Raw genomic sequence first — 24,082 nt, 5'->3', positions numbered from 1 at the left:
CTCAAGGTCGAGCGAGACCCATATGTCTGGAGGGGTCGCTACTCATGAGCGCCTCACCTCCTCGGTCTCGCAAGCCTTGTTCTGACAACCACGCCAGGGTAACACCAGAGTTATCGCCGCCAGACGTCCGGACGTTACGGCGGCGAGAACTCTGCACTACGTCAGGCCTTCGCCGGCAACGTGGCCGGCTTGAAGGCGGGCCGGGTCGCCTCGTACGCGGCGATGTCGGCCTCGTGGGACAAGGTGATGCCGACGTCGTCGAGACCGTTCAGCAACCGGTAGCGGGTGTAGTCGTCGATCTCGAACGGCGCCGAGACGTCACCGGCGGAGATCGTCTTGTGCTCCAGGTCGACGGTCACCTTGGTGCCCGGGTCGGATTCGATCGTGGTCCACAGCCGCTCCACGACGTCCTGCTCGACAAGGGCCGCGAGCAGCCCGGCCTTGCCCGAGTTGCCACGGAAGATGTCGCCGAACCGCGACGACACGACGACGCGGAACCCGTAGTCGAGCAGGGCCCAGACCGCGTGCTCCCGCGACGATCCGGTGCCGAAGTCCGGTCCGGCCACGAGCACCGAGACACCGCCGTACTCGGGCTGGTTCAGGACGAACTCGGGATCGTTGCGCCAGGCCGCGAACAGCCCGTCCTCGAAGCCGGTCCGGGTGACCCGCTTCAGGTAGACGGCCGGGATGATCTGATCGGTGTCGACGTTGCTGCGGCGCAGTGGGGCCGCCGTACCGATGTGCTGGGTGAAGGCTTCCATGATTCTGCTGCTCCTCAGACGTTCTCGGGTACGGCGACGTCGACCGGCGGCAGGTCCACCGGGGCCGCGAGGGTCCCGGTGACGGCGGTCGCGGCGGCAACCAGCGGGGACACCAGGTGCGTCCGGCCGCCCTTGCCCTGACGGCCTTCGAAGTTCCGGTTCGAGGTGGAGGCGCTGCGCTCTCCCGGGGCCAACTGGTCCGGGTTCATGCCCAGGCACATCGAGCATCCGGCCCCACGCCATTCGGCGCCGGCGTCCTTGAAGATCGCGTCCAGGCCCTCGGCCTCGGCCTGCAACCGGACCCGGCCCGATCCCGGGACCACGAGCATCCGGGTGCCCTCGGCAACCTTCCGGCCGGCCAGCACCCCGGCCGCGGCGCGCAGGTCCTCGATCCGGCCGTTGGTGCAGGAGCCCAGGAACACTGTGTCCACGTGGATCTCGCGCATCGGCGTACCGGCTGTGAGGCCCATGTACTCCAGCGCCCGCTCGGCGGCGCGCTTGTCGTTCTCGTTGCCGAAGTCGTCCGGCGACGGGACGGACTCCGACAGCGGGATGCCCTGACCGGGGTTGGTGCCCCAGGTGACGAACGGCGTGATGTCCTCGGCGCGCAGGACCACCTCGCGGTCGAAGGTCGCGTCCGCGTCGGTGGCCAGGCTCTTCCAGTACTCGACCGCAGCTTCCCAGTCGACGCCCTGCGGCGCGTGCGGCTTGTCCTGCAGGTACGCGAACGTGGTCTCGTCCGGCGCGATCATGCCGGCCTTCGCGCCCCACTCGATCGACATGTTGCAGATCGTCATCCGGGCTTCCATGCTCAGCGCGCGGATCGCCTCGCCGCGGTACTCGACGATGTAGCCCTGGCCGCCGCCGGTGCCGACCTCCGCGATCAGCGCCAGCACCAGGTCCTTGGCCGAGACGCCGTCGGGCAGTACGCCGTCGACCGTCACGGCCATCGTCTTCGGCCGCGCCTGCATCAGCGTCTGGGTGGCCAGCACGTGCTCGACCTCGCTGGTGCCGATGCCGAAGGCAATCGCCCCGAACGCGCCGTGCGTGCTCGTGTGGCTGTCACCGCAGACCACGGTCATGCCGGGCTGGGTCAGTCCGAGCTGCGGGCCGATCACGTGGACGACGCCTTGGTCCGGGTCGCCGAGGGTGTGGATCCGGATGCCGAACTCCTCGGCGTTCTTGCGCAGGGTGTCGACCTGGGTGCGCGACACCGGGTCGGCGATCGGCTTGTCCACGTCGAACGTCGGGACGTTGTGGTCCTCGGTGGCGATGGTCAGGTCCGGGCGCCGGACCTGACGGCCACCCAGCCGGAGGCCGTCGAACGCCTGCGGACTGGTCACCTCGTGCACCAGGTGGAGGTCGATGTAGAGGAGGTCGGGTTCCCCGTCGGCATGGCGCACGACGTGCGCATCCCACACCTTTTCCGACAACGTCCTACCCATCAGACTTCTCCTCCTTGGATACTTTTCCCAACCCCACCGGCCCCTGTCGAGGTGTCTGGTGAGGTGCTGTCTGGCTCACAGTGCTCTCGATTGGGTCACGGAAGCGACTTGCGTTCCACGATTCGAGACGGCAATATCGTCTCATGGACAACTCTAGCGGAGTCGGCGTTCTCGACAAAGCAGCCCTCGTTCTGTCCGCCCTCGAGTCCGGGCCGGCGACCCTGGCCGGCCTGGTGGCGGCCACGGGGCTGGCCCGTCCGACGGCACACCGGCTGGCGGTGGCGCTGGAGCACCACCGGCTGGTCGGGCGCGACATGCAGGGCCGGTTCGTGCTCGGCCCGCGGCTCAGCGAGTTGGCCTCGGCCGCCGGTGAAGACCGGCTGCTGGCGACCGCCGGCCCGGTGCTGGCGCGGCTGCGGGACATCACGGGTGAGTCGGCGCAGTTGTTCCGCCGCCAGGGTGAGTACCGGGTATGCGTCGCGGCCGCCGAGCGTCCGTCCGGCCTGCGGGACACTGTGCCGGTTGGCAGTCAGCTGACCATGGCGGCCGGCTCCGCGGCCCAGATCCTGCTCGCCTGGGAGGACCCGGAGCGGATGCACCGCGGTCTGCACAACGCCACCTTCAATGCGGCCGCGTTGGCCGGTGTACGGCGCCGCGGCTGGGCCCACTCGGTCGGCGAACGCGAGCAGGGTGTCGCCTCGGTCTCCGCTCCGGTGCGTTCCCCGTCCGGCAAGGTGATCGCGGCCGTGTCCGTCTCCGGCCCGATCGAGCGGTTGTCCCGCCAGCCCGGACGGATGCACGCCCCGGCCGTGATGGCAGCCGCCGAGCGTTTGTCGGAGGCTCTCCGCCGCGCCTCGGAGTAATCAGGCGACGTTCAGCCGCCGTACGGCACCGTGAGGATCTCGAGGTTGTGCCCGTCGGGATCGTCCCAGTAGAGGCCACGTCCGCCGTCGTTGGTGTTGATCTCACCGTCGCGCCGGTGGAACGGGTCGGCCCAGTAGGTCAGTCCGCGCTCGACGATCCGTGCATGGATCTGGTCGAACTCCTCCTCGCTGACGAGGAAGGCATAGTGCTGGCGATGCGGCTGCCCATGGCTGTCCGCGAAGTCGAGCGACGTGCCGTTCCCGAGCTGCACAACAGCGAACGGCCCGTAGCCGGCCGGATCGCCGAGTCCGAGGATCTCGGCCAGGAAGCGCGCCGACGCCCCCTTGTCGGTGCAGTTCACGATGGTGTGGTTGAACTCGACGGCCATCAGCCCAGCGTAGACCGAACCGCGCTCGGATGGTTGCCCGCAGCTGCGAGTGATGACGTGTACCCGTTGTGTATTCGGGTGAGTCGGGTGACCATGAAGCTTGAGTGGCCTGGGAGCTCAAGGAGGTCTGCCATGGATCGGGACTGGCTCACACTCGGCTGGAAGATGCTGCTCGTCCGCGGGGCGATCGGCATCGTCTTCGGGATTCTCGCGATCGTCTGGCCGATCGAAACGGCCATCGCGCTCGCAGTGCTGTGGGGTATCTGGGCCCTTGCGGACGGCATCGGGTCGATCGTGCAGGCCTTCCAGCCGGAGTCGAAGGGCAACCGCATCTGGCTGGTGGTGCTCGGCGTCATCGCACTGCTCGCGGCGTTCTTCGCGATCGTCCACCCGGGGATGGCCGCGAAGACACTGACGTGGATCCTCGGCATCTGGCTGATCGTCCGCGGTCTCTTCGAACTGTTCGGTGCCTTCACCAACAACCACGTCATGCCCCGCTGGCTGCTCGTCGTGAGCGGTGCCCTGTCGATCCTGATCGGTGTCCTGTTCGTCGCCAACCCGGGTGCGTCCGCGGTCGGCATCGCCGTACTCCTCGGGGTGACCGCTCTGGTCTGGGGCGTCGTCCTGATCGCCGTCGGCCTCAGCGTCCGCCGCGACCTGAGCCATCCACCGCAGACCACCACGCCGTCCCCGGCGTGATCGGCTGACATTCGTCCAAGACCGGCCCTCGGCAGCCACGTAGCGTCCCGTGCATGGTTCATCGCGACGTTGAGCTCGTGCACGGGATGCACGTGGTCCACGACGGCCCGCGGACAGCGTCGCCGTTGGTGCTCATTCATGGATCGGGCGCCTCGGGCGCATCCTGGGGCCCGGTGGTCGAGGCACTCGCCGCCTGTCATCACGTCATCCGGGTAGACCTTCCCGGATGCGGCCGGTCTCCGACAGCTCCGACGTACGACGTGCCTCGTCAGGCGAGCCGCGTTGCCGAGCTGCTCGACGACCTTGGACTGCGGGACGTCCCTGTGGTCGGGCACTCCAGCGGCGGCTGGGTGGCCATCTCGCTCGCCGAACAGCGCCACGACCTGGTGGGTTCGCTCGTGCTGATCAGCACGGCTACCAGCCTCGATGCGCTGCAGCCGCAACCGTTCATCCTGCGAGCCCTGCTGGCCCCGCCGTTCGGCCCGTTGCTGTGGCCCAGGCGGTCGGACGCGATGATCCGCAAGGGAATCGGGGCAACGATGGCTCGCCCGGTGGAGATTCCGGACGACGCGGTCGCCGACCTGAAGAACATCACGTACCGCACCTTCCGGAAGGTCCTGCGGTGCAACGGCGCGTACGTCGCCGAGCGCAGTACCCCGGATCGTCTCACTGGCCTCGACGTACCGGTGCTCGTGATCTTCGGTGCCGCCGACCCCCGCTACTACCCGGCAACAGCGCGCCAGTACGACGCGGTGCCGAACACACGGCTCGAGATGCTGCCTGATGTCGGGCACATGCCCATGCTCGAGGCCCCCGAGCTGACCAGCGAACTCCTGCTGGGCTTCACGGCTGCTGCCGCGAACACTCCGTAGACTGATCACGTGCTGTCGACTGGCACATCACCCAGCTGGACATGGTCGGACGTGGACGTCGCCGTACCGCGCCCGTCAGCTCGGCTGCCGGGGATCAGCATGGCCGGGTTCGGCGTCCGTACCTCCACGTTCGTGGACATCGCCATGGTCGCCCACCCGTCGGTCACTGTGCTGTTCGACCTGAGCCAGGCAGGTGGCATCGTCTACCAGGCCGATGGGGGGCAGCGCCAGTGCGGCAGCTTCGTCGCCGGGCTCCTCCCTGGCCGGCTTCGGGCCGGCGGCTGGAACGGCGAGTGTCTCCAGATCCGCTTGTCGCCGGTTGTCGCGGCCTCGGTGTTCGGCGCGTCGACCGAGCTCTCCGGGACAGTCGCGTCCCTGGAAGATGTCTGGGGCCGCGATGCCGGACAGCTCGAGGAGAAACTGCGCGCCACGGGCTCCTGGGACAAGCGGTTCACGATCGCGGCGGACGTCCTCGCCCGGCGCCTGGACGGCCGGCCATCGATCGATCCGGAGGTCGCTTTTTCCTGGCGGCGGACGGTCGCCGGCCGCGGGCGGATCCGGGTCGACGGGCTGGCGGACGAGGTCGGCTGGAGCCGGCAGCGCCTGTGGTCCCGCTTCCGCTCCCAGATCGGCCTCACGCCCAAGCGCGCCGCACAACTCGTGCGCTTCGACCACGCCGCTCACCTTCTCGCGGCGGGCCATGCCCCCGCGAGCACTGCCGCCCAGAGCGGGTACGTCGACCAGTCCCATCTCCACCGCGATGTCAAAGCCATCACCGGAATCACCCCTTCCGCCGTGGCCACCGCACCATGGCTCGCAATCGACCACATCGCCTGGCCCGCGCATCACAGGTGATCTCAGTCCTCGATAGCGGTCAGCGTTTCGATGAGCCGATCGATGTGACTGGAGAGTGCTCGACCGGCCGGCACGAGCTGCGGCGTCGAATGCGCCAGTTGGGCGTGGCCGAGGAAGGCGGCGTACGCCAGTAGGCCGCGGTCGCGGGCCCGGGCCTGGGAGAGACCGAGTTCGGTGAACAGTGAGGTGAGGTAGGCGAGCCGGCGCTCGGTCACCCGTGCCAGCGTGGGCGCGACCAGCGGATGCATCGCGGTGGCCTGTAGGGCGAGCTCGACGGAACCGGCACCCGCCCCGGGATCGCCCACCACCGCGGTGAACACCAGGCGGAGGAGTTTGCGAAGACGCGTCGCGACGTCCGGCGTCTGATCGACCGCCGCGATCACCCGATCGGTGTCGCGCTGCTCCCAGCGCTCCAGCGCGGCCGCGATGAGTGCGTTCCGATCGGTGAAGTGCCAGTAGAAGCTGCCCTTCGTGGTCCCGAGGGACTTGGCCAGCGGCTCGACCGCGACCGCTCCGAGGCCGCCCCGGGCGAGTGCGTCGAGCGCTGCCGCCGTCCAGTCGTTCGCCGTCAATGATTCGCGCTTCCCGATGGCCATGTCCATACGCTACCGTATGGTCAATCCTCCATACGGAGGCGTATGGAGAGGGGGATGTCATGAACGCACAGACCATCGAGGTAGAGCCCGCAGCCCGACGCATCGCCGAGCAGCACAAGACCCGAGGCCCGATCGGCGTCATCCGGCGCTACCCGATCATCAGCTTCGTCGTGCTGGCCTGCTTCTTCGGCTGGCTGCGCTACATCACGGCCTTCCTCGGGCTCGGATCGAATCCGGAGAACCTTCCGCTCGGGCCACTCGCGGCCGCACTGGTCGTCACCGCCTGCCAGGGCCGTGAGGAGCTGCGCGCCTGGGGCCGGAGGCTGCGCAGCTGGAGAGCCGCCCCGAAGTGGTACCTGCTCGCCATCCTGGCCCCAGTGGTGCTGCACACCGTCAACGTGCTGGTGAACCATCTGCTCGGGGCGCCGTTGCCCACCTCGGAGCAACTCGCGGCCTGGCCCGGCGTACTGGTGTCGATGGTGGTGCTGGTGGTGCTGATCGGTATCGGCGAGGAAGCGGGCTGGATGGCGTTCGCGGCGCCGATCCTGCTGCGCCGGCACGGCTTCCTGGCCGCCTGGGCGCTCGCCGCTGGGATGCGGATCCTTTGGCACCTGCCGCTGATGATCACCGGCGAGCTGCCGTGGGTGGTTGGCATCGTGGGAAACGCGGCCTTCACGATGGTGATGCTGCGGATCTTCGTCGCCAGCGGCGGACGCTGGACTCTGACGGCGGTCTGGCACGCGAGCCTCAACGCCTTCGGCAGCGGCTTCTTCTTCCTGATGGTGACCGGCGAGGACAACGCCAGGCTCGGGTACCTGCTCACCGCCGCCTACACCGTTGTCGCCATCGTCGTGTACTTCGCAGGACGGCCGGCCCGCAGTTCGGTGACCTGATCCGTCCTGAACCAGAAAGGCCTCCCACCAGCTGGTGGGAGGCTTTCTCTGGTAGCCCCGACGGGATTCGAACCCGCGCTACCGCCTTGAGAGGGCGGCGTGCTAGGCCGCTACACAACGGGGCCAGAGGGTTGTCGTCCGGTCCTCACGGGCCGGGCAACGAGGTTGAACCTTACCGATTTCCATCGGCGCGGTCCAATCCGCTGGGGTACTAGGACTCGAACCTAGACTAACTGAACCAGAATCAGACGGGCTGCCAATTACCCCATACCCCAAAGGCATTTCACTGCCGTTGTGAGACCGTCTCCGCCCTCACAACCTGGCTCGAAGAGAGTACCCGAGCAAGGGCTCGGACACCAAAACGGGGGTGCCGGTCGCGGGTTGTCACTCCCGTCACACCAGCCTCGTGCCCGGGTGCGGAGCCGGGGTCAACGGCAGGTTGCACACTGTCGCCAGCTTCATCCTCCGCGCCAGCCACAGCGCGACCGCTCCGAACAGTGCGAACTTCACCACGTCCACCGTCACCAGCGACCAGGGCGCGTCCTTCGCACCCAGGCTGGCACCCACGCTGTTCGTCAGCGCCGCGAACACGAAGGTCACCACGTTGTTCGCCGCGTGCGCCGCAATCGACGCCTCCAGCCCACCGGTCCGTACGACGAGGAAGCCCGCGACCAACCCGAACGCGAACCGATCCAGGAACAACGCCGGGCTCTCCCACGGCCACACCCCGTGCGCCATGGTGAACAGCACGGTCGTGACGAGAACCGCGATCACCGAGCTCCGCACCAGGGCACCGACGGCCTGCAACAGGTAGCCGCGGAAGAAGTACTCCTCCCCCGCCGCCTGGAACGTCGACGTGAGCAGCGTGACTGCAATCACGCCAGCCGCATCCGGCGCGATCCCGCTGCCGCCATCACCGCCGATGAGCTCGACGCTGCCGAGCTGGATCACACCGAGCATGACCAACTCGGTCACAACCGCGGCCACCGCGAACCACGCCAGCGGCCGCCAGCGCAGCCGGCCGATGACCGAGGACAACAGCCCCGGCGCCTGCCGGTTGAGCGCCCGCGCGACCAGCATGCTCAGCGGGATCAGCGCGATCAGCGACAGGTTCGTCGCCAGCAGCCCGAGCCATGAGACCGTGCCCTCGGGATCCTTCCGGATGCCTTGCTGGATCCCGAGCACGACCACGCTCGTGATCATCCAGCCGACCAGGATCGCCAGGGCGCCGAGAACGACGTACCCGCGCGGTGCCTCCGGGTTCACCAGCAGCCGCTGGTACGGCGGAGGCCCCGCATCGGACCTGTCCGTCGCCGGCGTCACGTCGTGCGGCATCTAGCCCGCCAGGAGGGAAGCACGCGCCTGTTCGAGCCGGTGCAGGGACTTCTCCCGGCCGAGCAGCTCGAGCGACTCGAACAGCGGCGGCGAGATCCGGCGTCCGGAGATCGCCACCCGGACCGGGCCGAACGCGTTCTTCGGCTTCAGCCCGAGCCCCTCGATCAGCGAGGTCCGCAGCGACGCCTCGATCGCCTCAGTGGTCCAGTCCACGTCGGCCAGCGCCTTCACCGACGCCTCGAGGACCGCGCCTGCGTCACCGGTCAGCACCTTCGCGGCGGCGTCCGGGTCGACGCTGAACGCCGCATCGTCGACGAACAGGAAGCCGAGCATGTCGACCGACTCCGACAGCGTGTTCATGCGCTCCTGCACCAGCGGTACGGCGGCCTGCAGGACAGCACGCTGGTCCGCCGACGGCTCGGCCGGCAGCACGCCCGCCTTGGCCAGGAACGGAACCATCCGGGACCCGAACTCCTCCGGCGCCAGCATCCGCATGTGCGCGGCGTTGATCGCCTCGCACTTCTTCGGGTCGAAGCGGGCCGCGTTCGAGTTCACCTTGCGGATGTCGAAGGCCTCGATCATCTCCGCCGTCGTGAACACGTCGCGGTCGTCGGCGATCGACCAGCCGAGCAGGGCCAGGTAGTTCAGCAGGCCTTCGGGCAGGAAGCCGCGCTGCATGTACTCGCCGAGGCCGGAGCCCGGGTCGCGCTTGGACAGCTTCTTGTTGCCCTCACCCATCACGAACGGCAGGTGCCCGAACCGCGGCGTCCGGCCGCTGCCGACGCCGATCTCGGCGAGCGCCTCGTAGAGCGCGACCTGCCGCGGTGTGGACGGCAGCAGGTCCTCGCCACGGAGCACGTGGGTGATCTCCATCAGCGCGTCGTCGACCGGGTTCACCAGCGGGTAGAGCGGGTAGCCGTTCGCCCGGACCAGGACGTAGTCGCTCAGGTTCTCGGGCAGGAAGGTGATCTCCCCGCGGACCAGGTCGTCGAACACGATCGGCCGGTCCGGCATCCGCAGCCGGACCACGGGCCGGCGGCCCTCGTCGACGTACGCCTTGACCTGCTCCTCGGTGAGCGTGCGGCAGTGACCGTCGTACCCGCTGTGCTGGCCGGCGGTGCGCGCGGCCTCACGACGCTGCTCGAGCTCCTCCTGCGAGCAGTAGCAGTGGTACGCCCGGCCGGCCGCCAGCAGCTTGGCGACGACATCGGAGTAGATGTCCATCCGCTCGGTCTGCTGGTACGGACCGAAGTCGCCGCCCTTCTCCGGGCCCTCGTCCCAGTCGATGCCCAGCCAGCGCAGCGACTCCAGGGTGAAGCTCAGCCCGTCCGGGGTGTTCCGGGCAATATCGGTGTCCTCGATCCGCAGGACCAGCTTGCCGCCGTAGTGGCGGGCGAAGGCCCAGGCGAAGAGCGCGGTCCGGATGTTGCCGACGTGCAGGTAGCCCGTCGGGGAGGGCGCGAAGCGCAGCCGCACCTGGTTCGGTTCGAGGCCACCCAGGACATCGTCGTCGGTGGGGGCTGGCCGGTCAGTCACGCACGATCACCTTGTTCGTCAGAGTTCCGATTCCTTCGACGCTGATCGCGACCTCGTCGCCGGGCAGCATCGGGCCGACACCCGCGGGGGTGCCGGTGAGCACCACGTCGCCGGGCAGCAGCGTGGTGAAGGAGGTGATGTAGGCCAGCACCTCCGGGATGCCGAAGATGAACTGCGACGTCCGCCCGTCCTGCTTCGGCTCGCCGTTCACCTGCGTGCTGACCCGCAGGTCCGACGCGTCGAGCTCGGTGCTGATCCACGGGCCGAGCGGACAGAACGTGTCGTAGCCCTTGGCCCGGGCCCACTGCCCGTCGCTCTTCTGCAGGTCGCGCGCGGTGACGTCGTTGGCGATCGTGTACCCGAAGATCACTTCGTTCACCCGCTCCTTGGGCAGGTCGCGGCAGATCCGGCCGATCACGATCGCCAGTTCGCCCTCGAAGTGCAGGTTGTTGGTCTGCTCGGGGTAGACGATGCCGTCCCGCGGCCCGATCACCGAGGTGTTCGGCTTCAGGAAGATCAACGGCTCGGCCGGTACGTCGTTGCCGAGCTCCTCGGCGTGCGCGGCGTAGTTGCGGCCGACGCAGACCACCTTGCTGCGCGGGATCACCGGAGCGAGCAGCCGGACGTCGGCCAGTTGCAGCTTCTCCCCGGTGAACTGGACCGGCCGGTAGAGCGGGTCCGAGTCGAGCACGGATACGGTGCCGGTGAGCCCCTCGGGGTCGTCGGTCTCGACGACGCCGTACCTCGGCTCGTCGTCCACGGAGAATCTGGCGATACGCACGGCCCGAGCCTACCGTCGGGACGGAGTGAGAGAGTTATGTGGTGACGATCGAGATCCGGCAGGCCCTTCCGTCCGAGTACGACGCTGTCGGCGAGCTGACGGTGGAGGCCTACTCGCACGACGGTTATGTCCGGGGCGACTACGCGAGGACGCTGCGAGCGGCCGCTGATCGGGCGGCCAAGGCGGAGCTGTGGGTCGCGGCGGACGAGAGCGGACTGCTCGGCTCTGTCACCTACTGTCCGGCAGGTTCTGTGTACCGAGAGATCGGGCTCGACGACGAGGGCGAGTTCCGGATGCTCGGAGTGGTCGGCCGGGCGCGCGGACTGGGCGTTGGGACCGCGCTGACCGAGCGCTGCATCGAGCGCACCCGCGAGCTCGGCTTCGGCCGGATCGTGATGTGCAGTGCGACGTACATGACGACCGCGCACCGCATCTACCAGCGCCTCGGCTTCGTCCGCATCCCCGACCGCGACTGGTCCCCGATCGCCGGCGTCGATCTGTGGGCCTTCGCCCTGGACCTGTGACCGTCACCCTCAGCCCCGCCGAATGGACGTCGTACGAGACAGCCCATCGAAACCGCGTCGAAGCCTTGGTCTCCGGGCATCTGGAGCGGCGACGTCGTAGAGAGGCGCATCCGGTCGAGGACTTCCTCTTCACCTACTACCCCACTCGCCCGAACCAGCTCCGCGTCTGGCATCCAGGACCGGGCGTCCGGCTGCTCGGAGCCACGCAGTACGACGGACGCCGCGGCTACAAGTACGTCGATGGCGCGGCGAGTGTGGATCCGGCGGAGGCAGAGCGGCGGGCGGACAGCATTCGGTGGATCCGTCGGCTGCTGGGTGCGACGCTGGATCGCCAGCCGCAGTTCGGATGTTTCGGGTTGCACGAGTGGGCGATGGTCTACCGGACGTCCGACGTACGGCATGAGTCGTGGCCGTTGCGGCTGGGATCCGAGCGGACGGACCAGGTGGTCGAGTCGCACAAGATCGCGTGCTCGCACTTCGACGCCTTCCGGTTCTTCACGGATTCCGCGCGGCCGCGCAACGTGCTGCAACCGACCCGGGAGTCCCAGCCGCAACTGGAGCAAGGTGGCTGCCTGCACGCCAACATGGACCTCTACAAGTGGGCGTCGAAGCTGATGCCGTTCACTCCGAGTGCATTGGTGCTGGACTGCTTCGAGCTCGCCCGCGACATCCGCACGCTCGACATGCGCGCCTCGCCGTACGACCTCTCGGCTCTCGGCTACTCCCCTGTACCGATCGAAACCACAGCAGGCAAAGCCGAGTACGCCGCCGCCCAACGCATCTTCGCCGAACGCGCCCGGCCACTCCGCCAGCGACTCGTCGACCTCTGCGACGAGTTGCTCAGTTAGGCTCGGCGGCATGGGGAAGATCGTCGCCATCGCGCTGGGTGCACTGCTGCTTGCCATCGGCGCGGTCTGGACGCTCCAGGGACTCGGCTACCTCAAGGGCAGCTCGATGACCGGCAGCTCGTTCTGGGCGATCGTCGGCCCGATCGTCGCGGCCGCCGGCGTCTCACTCATCTACGTTGCGTTCCGCGGTCCGCAGAAACGGTGACCACCGCCCACTGATAGTGCATCGATCGGCCGTCGTCCCAGGTCTCCCATTCGTCGACGGTGCCGTAGCGCTGCAAGGTCTCCCGCAGTCCGTCGTCCGTGCGGATGCTGAAGAAGCGCCCCGGACCGAAGCCGCTCTCGTCCTGCCAGACCTGCTCGCCGCCGGTGGCACTACCCCACAGCCCGATCGCCAGCGGTGCGCCAGGACGCAGCACTCGCACGATCTCGCTCAGCGCCTGGTCGACATCCTCGTCCGCGACATGCAGGAGCGTGCTCATCGTCCAGCCCGCGTCGAAGCTCCCGTCCTCGAACGGCAACTCCAGGACCGAGGCAACCTGCGCTTCCAGACCAAGTGAACGGCAGGTCTCGACGCTGGCGGGCGCGAGATCCACGCCCACATAGGCGAACCCGGCATCCGCGATCGCCTGCCCGTCACGCCCAGGCCCACAGCCGATCTCGAGCACGGACCGCCGCCCCTCACTACCCAGCCGCTCGAGGTACGCCGTACGCCGGGCAACCCTGGCATCAGGCAGCTCACGCCCGACCCGAGCACCAACCTCGTTGGTGTAGTAGGCAATCAAGTCACTCTCGCGCTGCGCGCGGCCGTCGTTCGTCATCTTCCGATCTTAGAGACGAGCGACTGGCCCACGGTCTTCAACGCTGATTGGCCCAATCCGCTGGGCATTTCAGGCCCTACCGTGGCAGTCGTGAAGGTCATGATTGCCGGCGCGACCGGAGCGATCGGACGACGTTTGGTCCCGCGCCTGATCGAGGGTGGGCATCAGGTGATCGGGACGACCCGCTCCGATGCGGGGCTCGAACAACTGCGGACGGCCGGGGCGCACGGCGTACAACTCGATGTGTACGACGCGGATGCGGTGAAGGCCGCGGTCGCGGGTGCTGCGCCCGACGTGATCATGCATCAACTGACCGACCTCAGCAGCGGCGCCCCAGGCGGCAATGGCCGGATCCGGCGCATCGGCACCCGCAACCTCGTCGACGCCGCCCGCCAGGCTGCAGTACCCAAGATGGTCGCGCAGTCGATTGCCTGGGCCTACGAAGCCGGCGCTGGACCGGCTGTGGAGACCACCCCGCTGGACGAGTCGGCACCGGACCCGCGCGGTACGACGGTGTCCGCGATCCGCGCGCTGGAGGACGGCGCGGCCGAGCTCCCGGAGTACGTCGTCCTGCGGTACGGACTGCTCTACGGCCCGGGCACGTGGCTGCGCCGCGGTGGGTTGGCGGACGACGTACTGCGGAGCGAGCGGCCGGCCGCTCACCCGGGTGCCGCGTTCTTCGGCGGCCTCACCGAGGGCGATGGCGTCTTCTCGTTCCTCCATGTCGACGACGCGGCACGGGCTGCCGTCGACGCCCTGAACTGGCCGAGCGGCGCCGTCAACGTGGTCGACGACGAACCGGCACCAACGCTCGAGTGGCTCCCCGTCTTCGCAGCGTCTGTGGGAGCCCCGACTCCGGCTCTGGCGTCGGGTCGCAGACCGTGGGAGCGCGGCGCCGTCAACGCCCTGGCCCGCTCGCGCGGTTGGACGCCGCTTCACGCCAGTTGGCGCACCGGCTTCAGCGCGGAGTGACTGCCTTCAGCGCGAAGAGGAGGGGGATGCGTGGGGCGTCGTCGGGGAGGCGCCACCAACCCTCGGCGGTCTGTTTCATGCTGGGCCAGCGGGGCCACTGCAGGACCTCTGATTCACGCAGGCTCGTGACGTGGAAGCCGGTGGACGCGAGGGTGGTGACCACCTCACCCAGGCCGTGCATCCACTCGTAGCTGGTTTGACGGCCGGGCACCGCATCGCCGGTGTAGGTCACGGTCGAGTCGTGGGCGATCGATCCGCGGCCTTCGAGGTAGTCGGCGCGGATGATCAGGTCGTCGGACTCGCCAGGCAGCGACACCGGCCGCATCGCGTTCAGCAGTGGGTGGAACTCCACGACGTACAAGGCGCCGCCAGGCTTGAGGAGGTCACGGACCACGCGCGCCCAGTGCTCGAGATCGGGCAGGTAGCACAGCGCACCCTTGCCCGTGTAGACGACATCGAACCTGCGACCTTGCACCGCCTCCACAGCGTCGTACACATTCGCGTGGACGTAGTCGACCTCGACCCCGGCGTCGGCAGCGATCTGCCGCGCCTCCTCGAGCGACTTGGCCGACAGGTCCAACCCGGTCGTCCGCGCCCCGCGCCGAGCGAAAGCGATGGTCTCTGTCCCCAGATGACACTGCAGATGCAGTACGTCGCGACCCTCGAGCGGACCGAGGTCGTCCCACTCGTAGTCGGCGAACCAGAACTCCGCCGGCTGACTGTAGAAACGGCTCGCCGCGTGCAGCGGCGCCCGCGCATCCCAGTCCGCCTCGTTGGCGGCCACCATCTGCAGTGTCTGCGCGTCCAGTCGCATAAGCGTCCTCAGGCGTCGGGGTCGGCTGGCAGTCGACCGTAGGACAGATCCTTGGTGCGGTCGAACGTATTGCCGTCCGGGTGGTGCGGGTGCGGCAGCGCCGAGTCGGTGTCGAGGTCGAAGCCGACCGCCTCCTCCGACTCGGTGACGTCGTCGGTCTCTCGATGGTGCTGGTGGTGCGGCAGGTGTTTGCCGAGAGAGTGCAGCAGACCGGAATGCTCGTCCTGCGGCTCGGTCTCCGTCATCGCCGGGCTCCTTCGGTAGTCGCCCTGCGACGCCGGGCGGGGGACTGATTGTGACGCGTCCTGGTGGCGAGCGGGTGAACACCGCCTGCTTGATCACAGCATCCCCTTGTTCAAGGTTGTGAAATAAGCTTGAATAAGGGGTATGGCACGGGTGGAGTTGCATCGGTGGCCTGGGCATCCGGACGGGTTCACCCGGGCCGAGCGGTTGGGCGGGTCGTACGAGCTGTACTTCCCGGACCCGTTGGTCGGGCGCGTGTTCGACCTGAGCGACGACGTCCTCGCGGCATTGGAGGACGCCGCCGGCGATCTGGCCCGCCTGGACGCGACGGCCGCCGTACTGACGAACAGCGAAGCCCTGGCCCGCCTGCTGCTGCGGGCGGAGGCTGTCGGGTCGTCGCAGATCGAAGGACTGGTGGTCGGCGCGCGTCGCCTGCTCAAGGCCGACGTACTGCGGGACCGGCAGCGCGACGTCACCGCCGAGGAGGTGCTCGGCGCGGTCGACGCGATGACCTGGGCGACCGAATCCGTCCAGGCCGGCGACAAGCTCGAGGTCGACCACCTGCTCGAGGCGCACCGGCGCTTGATGGCCCAGTCCCCCACACCAGAGTTCGGCGGCGAGGTCCGCTTCCTGCAGAACTGGATCGGCGGCCGCTCCCCCGCTGAGGCGTACTACGTTCCGCCGCCGGCGCATCTGGTGCCCGACCTGCTGGCGGATCTGATGACCTTCGTCCGGGAGTCCCGGCTGCCGGTGCTGGCGAAGGCCGCGATCGCGCACGCACAGTTCGAGACCATCCATCCATTTGCCGATGGCAACGGCCGGACCGGCCGGGCGCTGATCCACCTGATCCTGCGGGCCGATGGACTGGTCACGCGAACCGTGCCGCCGGTGTCGCTGTCGCTCGCCACGCACGCGATGCAGTACGTCGAAGCTCTGACGGCGTTCCGGCATGTCGGTCGCGCGACCACTGCGAAGGCTCGGTCGGCGGCGAATCCGTGGCTGCGGATGTTCGCGATGGCTTGTAGCCACGCGACGGCGGAGGCCGCTCGCTTCGAGCAGACGGCGGCCGAACTGAAGTCCGCATGGCGCGAGCGAGCCGCGCCTGTCCGCGGCGGCTCGGCAGCCGACCTGCTCATCGAGGCGCTGCCTGCCGCGCCGGTGCTCACGCTCGCAGCGGCCGCGCAACTTGTCGACCGCTCCCAGCAGGCGACCAACCAGGGTCTGGCGAGGCTCGTCGAGGCCGGCATCCTGCGTGAGATCACCGACGGCCGACGCAACCGCGTCTACGAGGCGCCCGAACTGATCGACGCGTTCACCCTGCTCGAACGCCGCTTCGCCAGCCCGGCCGCGGACACCCGGATCGAGCCGCCTAGCAGACCGGTTCCATCGAGGCCAGCACCAACACGCAACGCACATTGACTTTCGTCTCCCGAGCGAGCAAGAATTCGAACATATGTTCGATCATACAGGGAGAGATGATGCCAGAGCCGTTCGACTGGGACATCCTGCACCGGCCATCGGCGATGGCCATGGTCCGGGGCCAGCTCGGCTTCAGCTGGATGGTGCTGTCCGGCCGGCTCGCGCAGTTGACCGACGACCAGTACTTCTGGCGACCGAGCAGCGAGGCGCTGACCGTCGTACGCCGGCACTACACCGGGCGGTTCCGATCACTCGGGTCCGGCGAGTGGGTCGCGCAGTGGCCCGACGAGCCGGACCATCGCGGACCACGCACGATCGCCTGGCTGATCGCCCATCTGACCGAGACGTTCTTCGAGCGCTGGGAGTGGACCTTCGGCGCGAGCCAACAGGGACGTGCCGACATCACCCTGCACGGCAACGCGCGCGATGCGGTGGCGTGGCTGACCCACTGGGTCGAGGCCTGGCAGGACGCGATCGCCGCTCTCGACGAGGAGCAGGTGATGACGATCGGCCTCAGCCAGGCGACCGAGCTGGACGCGGGCGAGCCGTTCGGTCACGTCGTACTGCGGCTGAATCGCGAGCTGATCCACCATGGCTCGGAGATCATGACGCTGCAGGACCTCTACGCGGTCGCGGCGTGAGGACCACAACATGTGCGACACGCGGCGTGGCGCTACCACAAGATGTAGGGGCTGCCGCTTAGCATCACTACTGCTGGTGGTTCGGAGTGGCTCTGCATATTTGGACAGCTCATCGCGTCCTGGCACCACAAGATGTGGGGCCACGCCGAGGCAACAGGGGAATCCGGTGCGAGTCCGGAACTGCCCCGCAACGGTGAGCGGAAGCCTTCCGCGAGTCCGGATACCTGCCACCAGCGCGTGCACCGCCGGTGCACGTGGTCCGAGACCTCGCGGGTGGGTCGCAGGGCGTGGCGGCAGTGTTCCCGGCCGGTGCTGCCGGCCCCGTCGTGCGCCCCTCCGCGTGGCTCCGGTCCTCCGAACTCTTTTGGAGACAACACCTGTGACGATTGCTTCCTCATCCCGGTCGGCGACAGCCGACCGGTCGGTCCAGCTGACCGTCGTACGCCGCGACGGCGGCCACACCGGTTTCGACCAGACCAAGATCTCGGTCGCCATGACCAAGGCGTTCCTCGCCGTCGAGGGTGCCGAGGCGGGCACCACCCACCGGGTCCGTGACCTGGTGACGGACCTGACCGGCCGGGTCGTCGAGGCCCTGACGAGCCGCGGTGACGCCCGCCGCAGCCTGCAGGTCGAGGACATCCAGGACCAGGTCGAGCTGGCGCTGATGCGCGCCGGCGAGCACCAGGTCGCCCGTGCGTACGTCCTCTACCGCGAGGAGCGCACCAAGGCCCGCACCCCGGCCGACCCTTCCGGTATCACCGACAAGCCCACGCTCAGCGTCCGCGCGGCCGACGGCAGCATCGCGCCGCTCGATGTCGACAGGTTGCGCGTGATCGTCGCGGAGGCGGCCACGGGTCTGGACGCGGTCGACCCCGAGCTGATCCTCGACGAGACCCTTGGCTCCTGCTACGACGGCATCGCACAACACGAGGTCGAGCTCGCTCTGGTGATGGCCGCCCGGTCGTACGTCGAGACCGAGCCGCAGTACAGCTTCGCCGCGTCCCGGCTGCTGCTCGACCAGATCCGTCGCGAGGCGCTCGGCCGGGTCCACGGCGAGCCGCGGCAGGCGAGCCAGGCGGAGATGGCCCAGGCGTACGTGGACTACTTCCCGCGCTACGTCGAACTCGGGGTCGAAGCCGGGCATCTCGATCCCGAGCTGGCCACCTTCGACCTCCCGCGCCTCGCCGCCGCGATCCGGCCCGAGCGCGACCTGGACTTCACCTTCCTCAGCCTGCAGACCTTGTACGACCGCTACCTGCTGCACATCGACAAGGTGCGCTTCGAGCTGCCGCAGGCGCTTTTCCTGCGCGTCGCGATGGGGATAGCGCTGCGCGAGGACGACCGTGACGCCAAGGCCATCGAGTTCTACGAAATGCTCAGCTCGTTCCGGTTCATGACGTCGACGCCGATCCTGTTCAACTCCGGCACGACCCGACCGCAGCTGTCTGCCTGCTTCCTGACCACAGTCCAGGACGACCTGGCCGAGATCTTCGCAGGCATCCGCAACAACGCGCTGCTCGCCAAGTACTCCGGCGGCCTCGGCAACGACTGGACCCCGGTGCGCGGCATCGGCGCCAGGATCCGCGGGACCAACGGTGAGTCGCAGGGCGTCGTACCGTTCCTGAAGATCGCCAACGACACCGCGGTCGCGGTGAACCAGGGTGGCAAGCGCAAGGGTGCGGTCTGCGCGTACCTCGAGACCTGGCACATCGATATCGAGGAGTTCCTCGATCTGCGCAAGAACACCGGAGACGAGCGGCGCCGTACCCACGACATGAACACCGCGAACTGGGTCCCCGACCTGTTCATGCAACGGGTCGAGGCCGGCGGCGACTGGACACTCTTCTCCCCCGACGACGTGCCCGAGCTGCACGACCTGTACGGCACTGCGTTCGCGGAGGCTTACCGCGGTTACGAGCAGGCCGCGGACCGTGGCGAGATCCGGGTGTTCAAGCGGGTCAAGGCGGTCGATCTGTGGCGGCGGATGCTCACGGTGCTCTTCGAGACCGGGCACCCGTGGATCACGTTCAAGGACCCGTGCAACCTGCGCTCGCCGCAGCAGCACGACGGTGTCGTCCACTCCTCGAACCTGTGCACCGAGATCACCCTGAACACCAGCGCCGACGAGATCGCCGTCTGCAACCTCGGCTCGGTGAACCTGGCTGCCCACGTCACACCTGACGGGCTGGACGCCGAGCTGCTCCGCGACACCGTCATGGCGGCGGTCCGGATGCTCGACAACACCATCGACACGAACTTCTACACCACGCCCGAGTCGGAGCGGTCGAACCTGCGGCACCGGCCGATCAGTCTCGGCCTGATGGGGTTCTCCGACGCACTCTTCCGGCTACGGATACCGTATGCCTCAGAGGCGGCGGTCGCCTTCGCCGACAGCTCGATGGAGCAGATCAGCTACCACGCGATCGAGGCGTCCAGCGATCTCGCCGCCGAGCGCGGCCGCTACTCGTCGTACGACGGATCGCTGTGGAGCCAGGGCATCCTGCCGATCGACTCGCTCGAGCTGCTCAAGACGGCGCGGGACGGCGACCTGATCGTTGACCAGAGCAAGCAGCTCGACTGGGACGCGCTCCGGCAGAAGGTCCGGCGCGACGGCATGCGCAACTCCAACGTGATGGCGATCGCGCCGACCGCGACGATCTCCAACATCTGCGGGGTGAGCCAGTCGATCGAGCCGACGTACAGCAACCTGTTCGTGAAGTCGAACATGTCGGGTGAGTTCACCGTGGCGAACCCGTACCTCGTGGCCGACCTGAAGGCGCGCGGGCTGTGGGACCAGGTGATGGTGTCCGACCTCAAGTACCACGACGGCATCCTGGCGGGGATCGAGCGGATCCCGGCCGACCTGCGCGAGCTGTACGCGACGGCCTTCGAGATCGACCCGATGTGGCTGGTCAAGGCGGCGTCGCGGCGGCAGAAATGGATCGACCAGTCGCAGTCGCTGAACCTCTACATGGCCGCGCCGTCGGGCCGGGCGCTGGACGAGCTCTACAGGTCGACTTGGCGGTATGGACTCAAGACGACCTATTACCTGCGTTCCCAGTCAGCCACCCATGTGGAGAAGTCCACGCTCCAAGGGACGGACGGCCGGCTGAACGCCGTACAAGTTGCGCTTCCCGAGCCCAGCGGAGCCGTTTGCGCCATCGACGACCCGGACTGCGAGGCCTGCCAGTGACGACCGGATTGGGAGAGATCGCCGTCGGGGCGTCCCGGGTCGAGGTCGCCGACAAGGCGATGATCAACGCGCGGGCGGACGTGAACCAGTTGCTGCCTTTGAAGTACCGGTGGGCCTGGGAGAAGTACCTTGCCGCCTGCAACAACCACTGGATGCCGACGGAGGTGTCCATGCAAGCTGACATCTCGTTATGGAAGTCGCGGGACGGCCTCACCGAGGACGAGCGGATGATGCTGAAGCGCAACCTCGGCTTCTTCGCTACGGCGGAGTCCCTGGTCGCGAACAACATCGTCCTGGCCGTCTACCGGCAGCTGACCAACCCCGAGTGCCGGCAGTACCTGCTGCGCCAGGCGTTCGAGGAGGCCGTGCACACGCACACCTTCCAATACATCTGTACGTCGCTCGGCCTGGACGAGGGCGAGCTGTTCAACATGTACCGCGAGGTGCCGTCGATCTCGGACAAGGACGCCTGGGCGCTGAAGTACACCCAGCACCTGGAGGACCCGGACTTCCGGACCGGGACGCCGGAGAGCGACACCGCGTTCCTGCGCGACCTGATCGCGTTCTACGTGGTGTTCGAGGGGATGTGGTTCTACACCGGGTTCGCGCAGATCCTGTCGCTGGGCCGGCGGAACAAGATGGTCGGCATCGCCGAGCAGTACCAGTACATCCTGCGCGACGAGTCGATCCACCTGAACTTCGGCATCGACTGCATCAACCAGATCAAGCAGGAGAACCCGCACCTGTGGACAGCTCGGTTCCAGGCCGAGGTGCGGCAGATGCTCACCGAAGCGTGTGAGCTGGAGGTCGCCTACGGCCGCGCGACGATGCCGAACGGCATGCTCGGCCTGACCGCGGAGCTCTGCGAGCAGTACATGCACTTCATCACCGACCGCCGCGCCGAGCAGATCGGCCTCGCCCCCATCTTCGGCGAGACCCGCAACCCGTTCGGTTGGATGTCAGAAGTCATGGACCTGAAGAAGGAAAAGAACTTCTTCGAGACCCGCGTGATCGAGTACCAGTCGTCGAGCGGACTGAGCTGGGACTGAGTGCGACGCGAGCCGGGCAGCGCAGCAGCTGCCCGGCTCGCGTGTCCTGGCCGTGGTTTACGCAGGGAGCTTGGCCAGGATGTCGGCCGTGGTGCCGGTCTCGCGGAGGCGGGGGAAGATGTAGGTGGTGGCGTGGATGTGGGACTCGGGGCTGAGGTCCGTCATCGCGTCGGTGGCGAGGGTGACGTTGTAGCCGTGCTCGTGGGCGGCGCGGGCGGTCGACTCGACGCCGAAGCTGGTGGCTACACCGGTGAGGACGATCTGGGTGACGCCGCGGCGGCGGAGGTGGACATCGAGGTCGGTGCCGTGGAAGGCACCCCAGTTCCGCTTGGTCACCACGGTGTCCTCGGGGTGACCGGCAAGCTCCGGGACGATCTGGTCGGCGTCGGCGGGCGGCGTACCGGTCGCGCGGGTCGGCTGCTCGGTCCGGCCTGGCATCCGGTCCGCACCGTCCGCGCGGAAACTGGCCCGGACCAGGAACACCGGGAGGCCGCGCTTGCGGAAGGCGTCGGCGAGCTCCGCGGTCCGGGTGATGACGTCGGCGGTCGGGTACGGCGCACCGGGGATGGCGGTGATGCCGTTCTGCAGGTCGATGACGACGAGGGCGGTGTTCGGATCAAGAGCGGTGACGGGCACGACGGACCTCTCAGTTGGGTTGTGGGCGGCCGATCTGGGCGAGGGACCGGTCGAGGAGGGTCACCAGCACGAGGAGGCCGGCGACGACGAGCAGGAACAGCGCCAGCTCGTGCAGACCGGTGGTGGTCGCGCCGTGCTGGAAGAAGTGGGCGTTGGCCGCGGCGGCGATCAGCGCACCGAGGTACATGAAGGTGCGCAGCAGACCAGCGGAGGACCCCATCCGGGCCCGATCCGCCTGGTGGTAGAGCGCGTTCTGATTGGCCAGACCGTTCAGGCCCTGCGGGATCCCCGCGATGACGCCGACCAAGGCCAGCAGCCAGATCGCAGTCTCTCCCCCGACGAACTGCGGTACGACGCAGGCCACGGCCAAGAGGATGCTCCCGGCAACGAGTTTGCCGCGGACCTGAGCGCGCCGGCCGGTGATCACCGTGATCGCCACGGCCGACAGGGACAGCGGCAGCAACAGCAGCCCGGCCGACGAGGCACCCAGCCCGCGACCTTCCTCGAGCCACTGCGTGAAGCCGTAGAGGAACGAGTAGCTGATGGTGAACGCGAGCACCTGGCGCAGGTACGTCGCAATCAGCGGACGGTTGCCGCCGAGGACCCGCAGGTCGATGAACGGTTCCACCGAGCGAAGTTGCACGACGACGAACACCACGCCGAGCAGGGCACCGAGCATCAGCAGGTACAAGTTCGATGCCTTCGGCGCCATCAGGAACACCATCAACGACACCAGCGTGCCGGCGAACAGCGCGATGCCCGCGTAGTCGAGCCTGACCGTGACACGGGACCGCGGACTCCGCGGCAGCCAGAGGGATCCGAGGACCAGGCAGAGGATCGACAACGGCACGTTGATGGTGAAGATCATGTGCCAGCCACCGAGCCCGATCAGCAGCCCGCCGAGCGTCGGGCCGATCACCGAGATCACCTGGTTGGCGATCGACAGCGAGCTGAGGATGGCCGCCGGGGTGTCCATGCCGGTCCGGTCGGCTTCGCTCCGGATCAGCGACATCGAGGCCGGGTACGCCGCCGACGTACCGAAACCGAGGAGGACGCGGGAAAGGATCAGCACCCCGAGCGTCGGCGCCAGCGCACCGAGCAGACCGGCGATGCCGACGACCGCCGTACCGATCAGATAGAGCGGACGCGGGCCGTAGAGGTCGACCAGCCGGCCGATGACCGGCTGCCCGACGGCGGTCGCGAGGTACAGCCCGGTGATCAGCCAGGCGGTGTCGGAGGGCGGTACTCCGAAGGCGGCCCCGATCGGGATCAGCGCCACCGCGAGCATCGAGGAGTTGATCGGGTTGAGGATCGACCCCACCACCATCGGCGCGATCAACCGCCGATCGAACCGCTGGGGGCGACTGGCGGCCGGATCCGGCTCGGGGGTCACCGGGAGGTCGCCGCCCGGGGTGCCGCGGTGGTGTCGAGGGCGTGGTCGAGCAGAGCGAGTGCCTTGATGATGGTCTGCCGCTCGGTCTCGGTGCAGCCGTCCTGCAGGGCACGGGCCAGCCACTCCTGGCGGACTTTGCGATCACCCTGGAGCCGATGCCGTCCGGCGGTGGTGAGCGACACGACCTGCCGGCGACCGTCCTCAGGGTCCGGGTGGCGCTCGATCAGGTCCGACTCCCGCAGTCCGGCCAGGATCGCAGCCATCGACTGCGGGCGCACCCGCTCCACGGCCGCCAACTCACTGGCCGACGCCGGCCCGTCCTTGTCGAGCCGGCTCAGCACCGAGCTCTGCGACGGCGTCAGGTCGTCGTGCTCCGCCAGCTCCTTCAGCCTGCGCTTCACCCGGCCGAACATGACGCGCACGTCACTGGCCGCCTGCACCGCCGAAGGGGAGATCCGCTGGCTCACAAAGCCAGCATAACTGATCAGTCCAAACTGAACAGTT

Annotated in this window: 26 protein-coding genes, 2 tRNA genes and 1 riboswitch; of the genes, 13 read left to right on the top strand and 15 right to left on the bottom strand. The window is 68.2% G+C overall.

Features of this window, described 5'->3' with window-relative positions:
• Nucleotides 1–161 precede the first annotated feature (161 nt).
• Both leuD and leuC read right to left on the bottom strand, forming a co-directional pair.
• A complete protein-coding gene (leuD, locus tag OG817_RS06330; RefSeq protein ID WP_360451916.1) occupies nucleotides 162–761 on the bottom strand; it encodes a 3-isopropylmalate dehydratase small subunit in 600 nt (199 codons plus the stop codon).
• Between the two features lie 14 nt (nucleotides 762–775).
• Nucleotides 776–2,206 carry a 3-isopropylmalate dehydratase large subunit gene (leuC, locus tag OG817_RS06325; RefSeq protein WP_406052766.1) on the bottom strand — a complete coding sequence of 477 codons (1,431 nt, stop codon included), beginning with the start codon at nucleotides 2,204–2,206 and terminating at the stop codon, nucleotides 776–778.
• A gap of 143 nt (nucleotides 2,207–2,349) precedes the next feature.
• Between leuC and OG817_RS06320 the strand changes: the two genes are divergently transcribed.
• Nucleotides 2,350–3,069: an IclR family transcriptional regulator gene (locus OG817_RS06320; protein ID WP_012922430.1), complete on the top strand. Its 720-nt coding sequence runs from the start codon at nucleotides 2,350–2,352 to the stop codon at nucleotides 3,067–3,069.
• Nucleotides 3,070–3,080: 11 nt separating this feature from the next.
• On the opposite strand, the gene OG817_RS06315 is transcribed toward OG817_RS06320, so the two are convergent.
• Nucleotides 3,081–3,458 (bottom strand): VOC family protein, encoded by a 378-nt coding sequence (locus OG817_RS06315; protein ID WP_396394007.1) that lies wholly within the window; start codon nucleotides 3,456–3,458, stop codon nucleotides 3,081–3,083.
• Between the two features lie 132 nt (nucleotides 3,459–3,590).
• Here OG817_RS06315 and OG817_RS06310 point away from each other — a divergent pair, with 132 nt between their 5' ends.
• Genes OG817_RS06310 through OG817_RS06300 form a run of 3 tightly spaced genes read left to right on the top strand, consistent with a single transcriptional unit; the run spans nucleotide 3,591 to nucleotide 5,884 of the window.
• Nucleotides 3,591–4,157 carry an HdeD family acid-resistance protein gene (locus OG817_RS06310; RefSeq protein WP_396394006.1) on the top strand — a complete coding sequence of 189 codons (567 nt, stop codon included), beginning with the start codon at nucleotides 3,591–3,593 and terminating at the stop codon, nucleotides 4,155–4,157.
• Nucleotides 4,158–4,210: 53 nt separating this feature from the next.
• Nucleotides 4,211–5,029 carry an alpha/beta fold hydrolase gene (locus OG817_RS06305; RefSeq protein ID WP_406052765.1) on the top strand — a complete coding sequence of 273 codons (819 nt, stop codon included), beginning with the start codon at nucleotides 4,211–4,213 and terminating at the stop codon, nucleotides 5,027–5,029.
• Nucleotides 5,030–5,038: 9 nt separating this feature from the next.
• On the top strand, nucleotides 5,039–5,884 hold the full coding sequence (locus tag OG817_RS06300; RefSeq protein ID WP_406052764.1) for a helix-turn-helix domain-containing protein: 846 nt from the start codon (nucleotides 5,039–5,041) through the stop codon (nucleotides 5,882–5,884).
• A 2-nt stretch (nucleotides 5,885–5,886) separates the two neighbouring features.
• On the opposite strand, the gene OG817_RS06295 is transcribed toward OG817_RS06300, so the two are convergent.
• Nucleotides 5,887–6,480 (bottom strand): TetR/AcrR family transcriptional regulator, encoded by a 594-nt coding sequence (locus OG817_RS06295; RefSeq protein WP_406052762.1) that lies wholly within the window; start codon nucleotides 6,478–6,480, stop codon nucleotides 5,887–5,889.
• Between the two features lie 59 nt (nucleotides 6,481–6,539).
• Here OG817_RS06295 and OG817_RS06290 point away from each other — a divergent pair, with 59 nt between their 5' ends.
• Nucleotides 6,540–7,373 carry a hypothetical protein gene (locus OG817_RS06290; protein ID WP_406052760.1) on the top strand — a complete coding sequence of 278 codons (834 nt, stop codon included), beginning with the start codon at nucleotides 6,540–6,542 and terminating at the stop codon, nucleotides 7,371–7,373.
• Between the two features lie 49 nt (nucleotides 7,374–7,422).
• Here the strand turns inward: OG817_RS06290 and OG817_RS06285 are convergent.
• From OG817_RS06285 to OG817_RS06265, 5 genes are all read right to left on the bottom strand, one after another.
• A tRNA-Glu gene (locus tag OG817_RS06285) sits at nucleotides 7,423–7,498 on the bottom strand.
• Between the two features lie 78 nt (nucleotides 7,499–7,576).
• Nucleotides 7,577–7,648 (bottom strand) — tRNA-Gln (locus tag OG817_RS06280).
• 118 nt (nucleotides 7,649–7,766) lie between these two features.
• On the bottom strand, nucleotides 7,767–8,708 hold the full coding sequence (locus OG817_RS06275) for a CPBP family intramembrane glutamic endopeptidase (RefSeq protein WP_406052759.1): 942 nt from the start codon (nucleotides 8,706–8,708) through the stop codon (nucleotides 7,767–7,769).
• On the bottom strand, nucleotides 8,709–10,244 hold the full coding sequence (gltX, locus tag OG817_RS06270; protein ID WP_406052757.1) for a glutamate--tRNA ligase: 1,536 nt from the start codon (nucleotides 10,242–10,244) through the stop codon (nucleotides 8,709–8,711).
• On the bottom strand, nucleotides 10,237–11,025 hold the full coding sequence (locus tag OG817_RS06265; RefSeq protein WP_360451897.1) for a fumarylacetoacetate hydrolase family protein: 789 nt from the start codon (nucleotides 11,023–11,025) through the stop codon (nucleotides 10,237–10,239). The genes gltX and OG817_RS06265 overlap by 8 nt, the downstream gene beginning before the upstream one ends.
• A gap of 41 nt (nucleotides 11,026–11,066) precedes the next feature.
• Between OG817_RS06265 and OG817_RS06260 the strand changes: the two genes are divergently transcribed.
• The 3 genes from OG817_RS06260 to OG817_RS06250 are packed head-to-tail and all read left to right on the top strand — an operon-like array spanning nucleotide 11,067 to nucleotide 12,602.
• Nucleotides 11,067–11,549, top strand: a complete 483-nt coding sequence (locus OG817_RS06260) for a GNAT family N-acetyltransferase (protein WP_406052756.1) — start codon at nucleotides 11,067–11,069, stop codon at nucleotides 11,547–11,549.
• Nucleotides 11,546–12,397 (top strand): 3-methyladenine DNA glycosylase, encoded by an 852-nt coding sequence (locus OG817_RS06255; protein ID WP_406052754.1) that lies wholly within the window; start codon nucleotides 11,546–11,548, stop codon nucleotides 12,395–12,397. The genes OG817_RS06260 and OG817_RS06255 overlap by 4 nt, the downstream gene beginning before the upstream one ends.
• 10 nt (nucleotides 12,398–12,407) lie before the next feature.
• Entirely contained in the window at nucleotides 12,408–12,602 is a 195-nt protein-coding gene (locus OG817_RS06250; RefSeq protein WP_131355352.1) for a hypothetical protein, read from the top strand.
• On the opposite strand, the gene OG817_RS06245 is transcribed toward OG817_RS06250, so the two are convergent.
• On the bottom strand, nucleotides 12,565–13,218 hold the full coding sequence (locus tag OG817_RS06245) for a class I SAM-dependent methyltransferase (protein ID WP_396393997.1): 654 nt from the start codon (nucleotides 13,216–13,218) through the stop codon (nucleotides 12,565–12,567). The two genes, OG817_RS06250 and OG817_RS06245, sit on opposite strands and share 38 nt — an antisense overlap.
• A 99-nt stretch (nucleotides 13,219–13,317) precedes the next feature.
• Between OG817_RS06245 and OG817_RS06240 the strand changes: the two genes are divergently transcribed.
• Entirely contained in the window at nucleotides 13,318–14,190 is an 873-nt protein-coding gene (locus OG817_RS06240; protein WP_406057388.1) for an NAD-dependent epimerase/dehydratase family protein, read from the top strand.
• On the opposite strand, the gene OG817_RS06235 is transcribed toward OG817_RS06240, so the two are convergent.
• On the bottom strand, nucleotides 14,177–15,004 hold the full coding sequence (locus tag OG817_RS06235) for a class I SAM-dependent methyltransferase (RefSeq protein WP_406052752.1): 828 nt from the start codon (nucleotides 15,002–15,004) through the stop codon (nucleotides 14,177–14,179). The genes OG817_RS06240 and OG817_RS06235 overlap by 14 nt on opposite strands.
• An 8-nt stretch (nucleotides 15,005–15,012) precedes the next feature.
• Nucleotides 15,013–15,249: a hypothetical protein gene (locus OG817_RS06230; RefSeq protein ID WP_406052751.1), complete on the bottom strand. Its 237-nt coding sequence runs from the start codon at nucleotides 15,247–15,249 to the stop codon at nucleotides 15,013–15,015.
• A gap of 142 nt (nucleotides 15,250–15,391) precedes the next feature.
• Between OG817_RS06230 and OG817_RS06225 the strand changes: the two genes are divergently transcribed.
• From OG817_RS06225 to OG817_RS06210, 4 genes are all read left to right on the top strand, one after another.
• Complete coding sequence (locus tag OG817_RS06225; protein WP_406052750.1) at nucleotides 15,392–16,666, top strand: Fic family protein; 1,275 nt, start codon at nucleotides 15,392–15,394, stop codon at nucleotides 16,664–16,666.
• 59 nt (nucleotides 16,667–16,725) lie between these two features.
• A complete protein-coding gene (locus tag OG817_RS06220; RefSeq protein ID WP_360451883.1) occupies nucleotides 16,726–17,307 on the top strand; it encodes a DinB family protein in 582 nt (193 codons plus the stop codon).
• A 103-nt stretch (nucleotides 17,308–17,410) separates the two neighbouring features.
• A riboswitch (cobalamin riboswitch) is annotated at nucleotides 17,411–17,554 on the top strand.
• A gap of 132 nt (nucleotides 17,555–17,686) precedes the next feature.
• On the top strand, nucleotides 17,687–20,500 hold the full coding sequence (locus OG817_RS06215) for a ribonucleoside-diphosphate reductase subunit alpha (protein ID WP_406052749.1): 2,814 nt from the start codon (nucleotides 17,687–17,689) through the stop codon (nucleotides 20,498–20,500).
• The gene (locus tag OG817_RS06210) at nucleotides 20,461–21,549 is read left to right on the top strand and encodes a ribonucleotide-diphosphate reductase subunit beta (protein ID WP_406052748.1); all 1,089 of its coding nucleotides are present in this window, start codon (nucleotides 20,461–20,463) and stop codon (nucleotides 21,547–21,549) included. The genes OG817_RS06215 and OG817_RS06210 overlap by 40 nt, the downstream gene beginning before the upstream one ends.
• A gap of 57 nt (nucleotides 21,550–21,606) precedes the next feature.
• Here OG817_RS06210 and OG817_RS06205 read toward each other — a convergent pair whose 3' ends face one another.
• From OG817_RS06205 to OG817_RS06195, 3 genes are read right to left on the bottom strand one after another with little or no spacing between them, the layout of a single operon-like run.
• Nucleotides 21,607–22,185, bottom strand: coding sequence for an isochorismatase family protein (locus tag OG817_RS06205; protein WP_406052747.1), 579 nt, complete (start codon nucleotides 22,183–22,185; stop codon nucleotides 21,607–21,609).
• Between the two features lie 10 nt (nucleotides 22,186–22,195).
• Nucleotides 22,196–23,578 (bottom strand): MFS transporter, encoded by a 1,383-nt coding sequence (locus tag OG817_RS06200; RefSeq protein ID WP_406052746.1) that lies wholly within the window; start codon nucleotides 23,576–23,578, stop codon nucleotides 22,196–22,198.
• A complete protein-coding gene (locus OG817_RS06195; RefSeq protein WP_396393989.1) occupies nucleotides 23,575–24,045 on the bottom strand; it encodes a MarR family winged helix-turn-helix transcriptional regulator in 471 nt (156 codons plus the stop codon). The genes OG817_RS06200 and OG817_RS06195 overlap by 4 nt, the downstream gene beginning before the upstream one ends.
• Nucleotides 24,046–24,082 lie beyond the last annotated feature (37 nt).

Source organism: Kribbella sp. NBC_00889 (assembly GCF_045207705.1).
Lineage (GTDB): Bacteria > Actinomycetota > Actinomycetes > Propionibacteriales > Kribbellaceae > Kribbella.
This window is presented reverse-complemented; position numbering and strand designations above follow the sequence as displayed.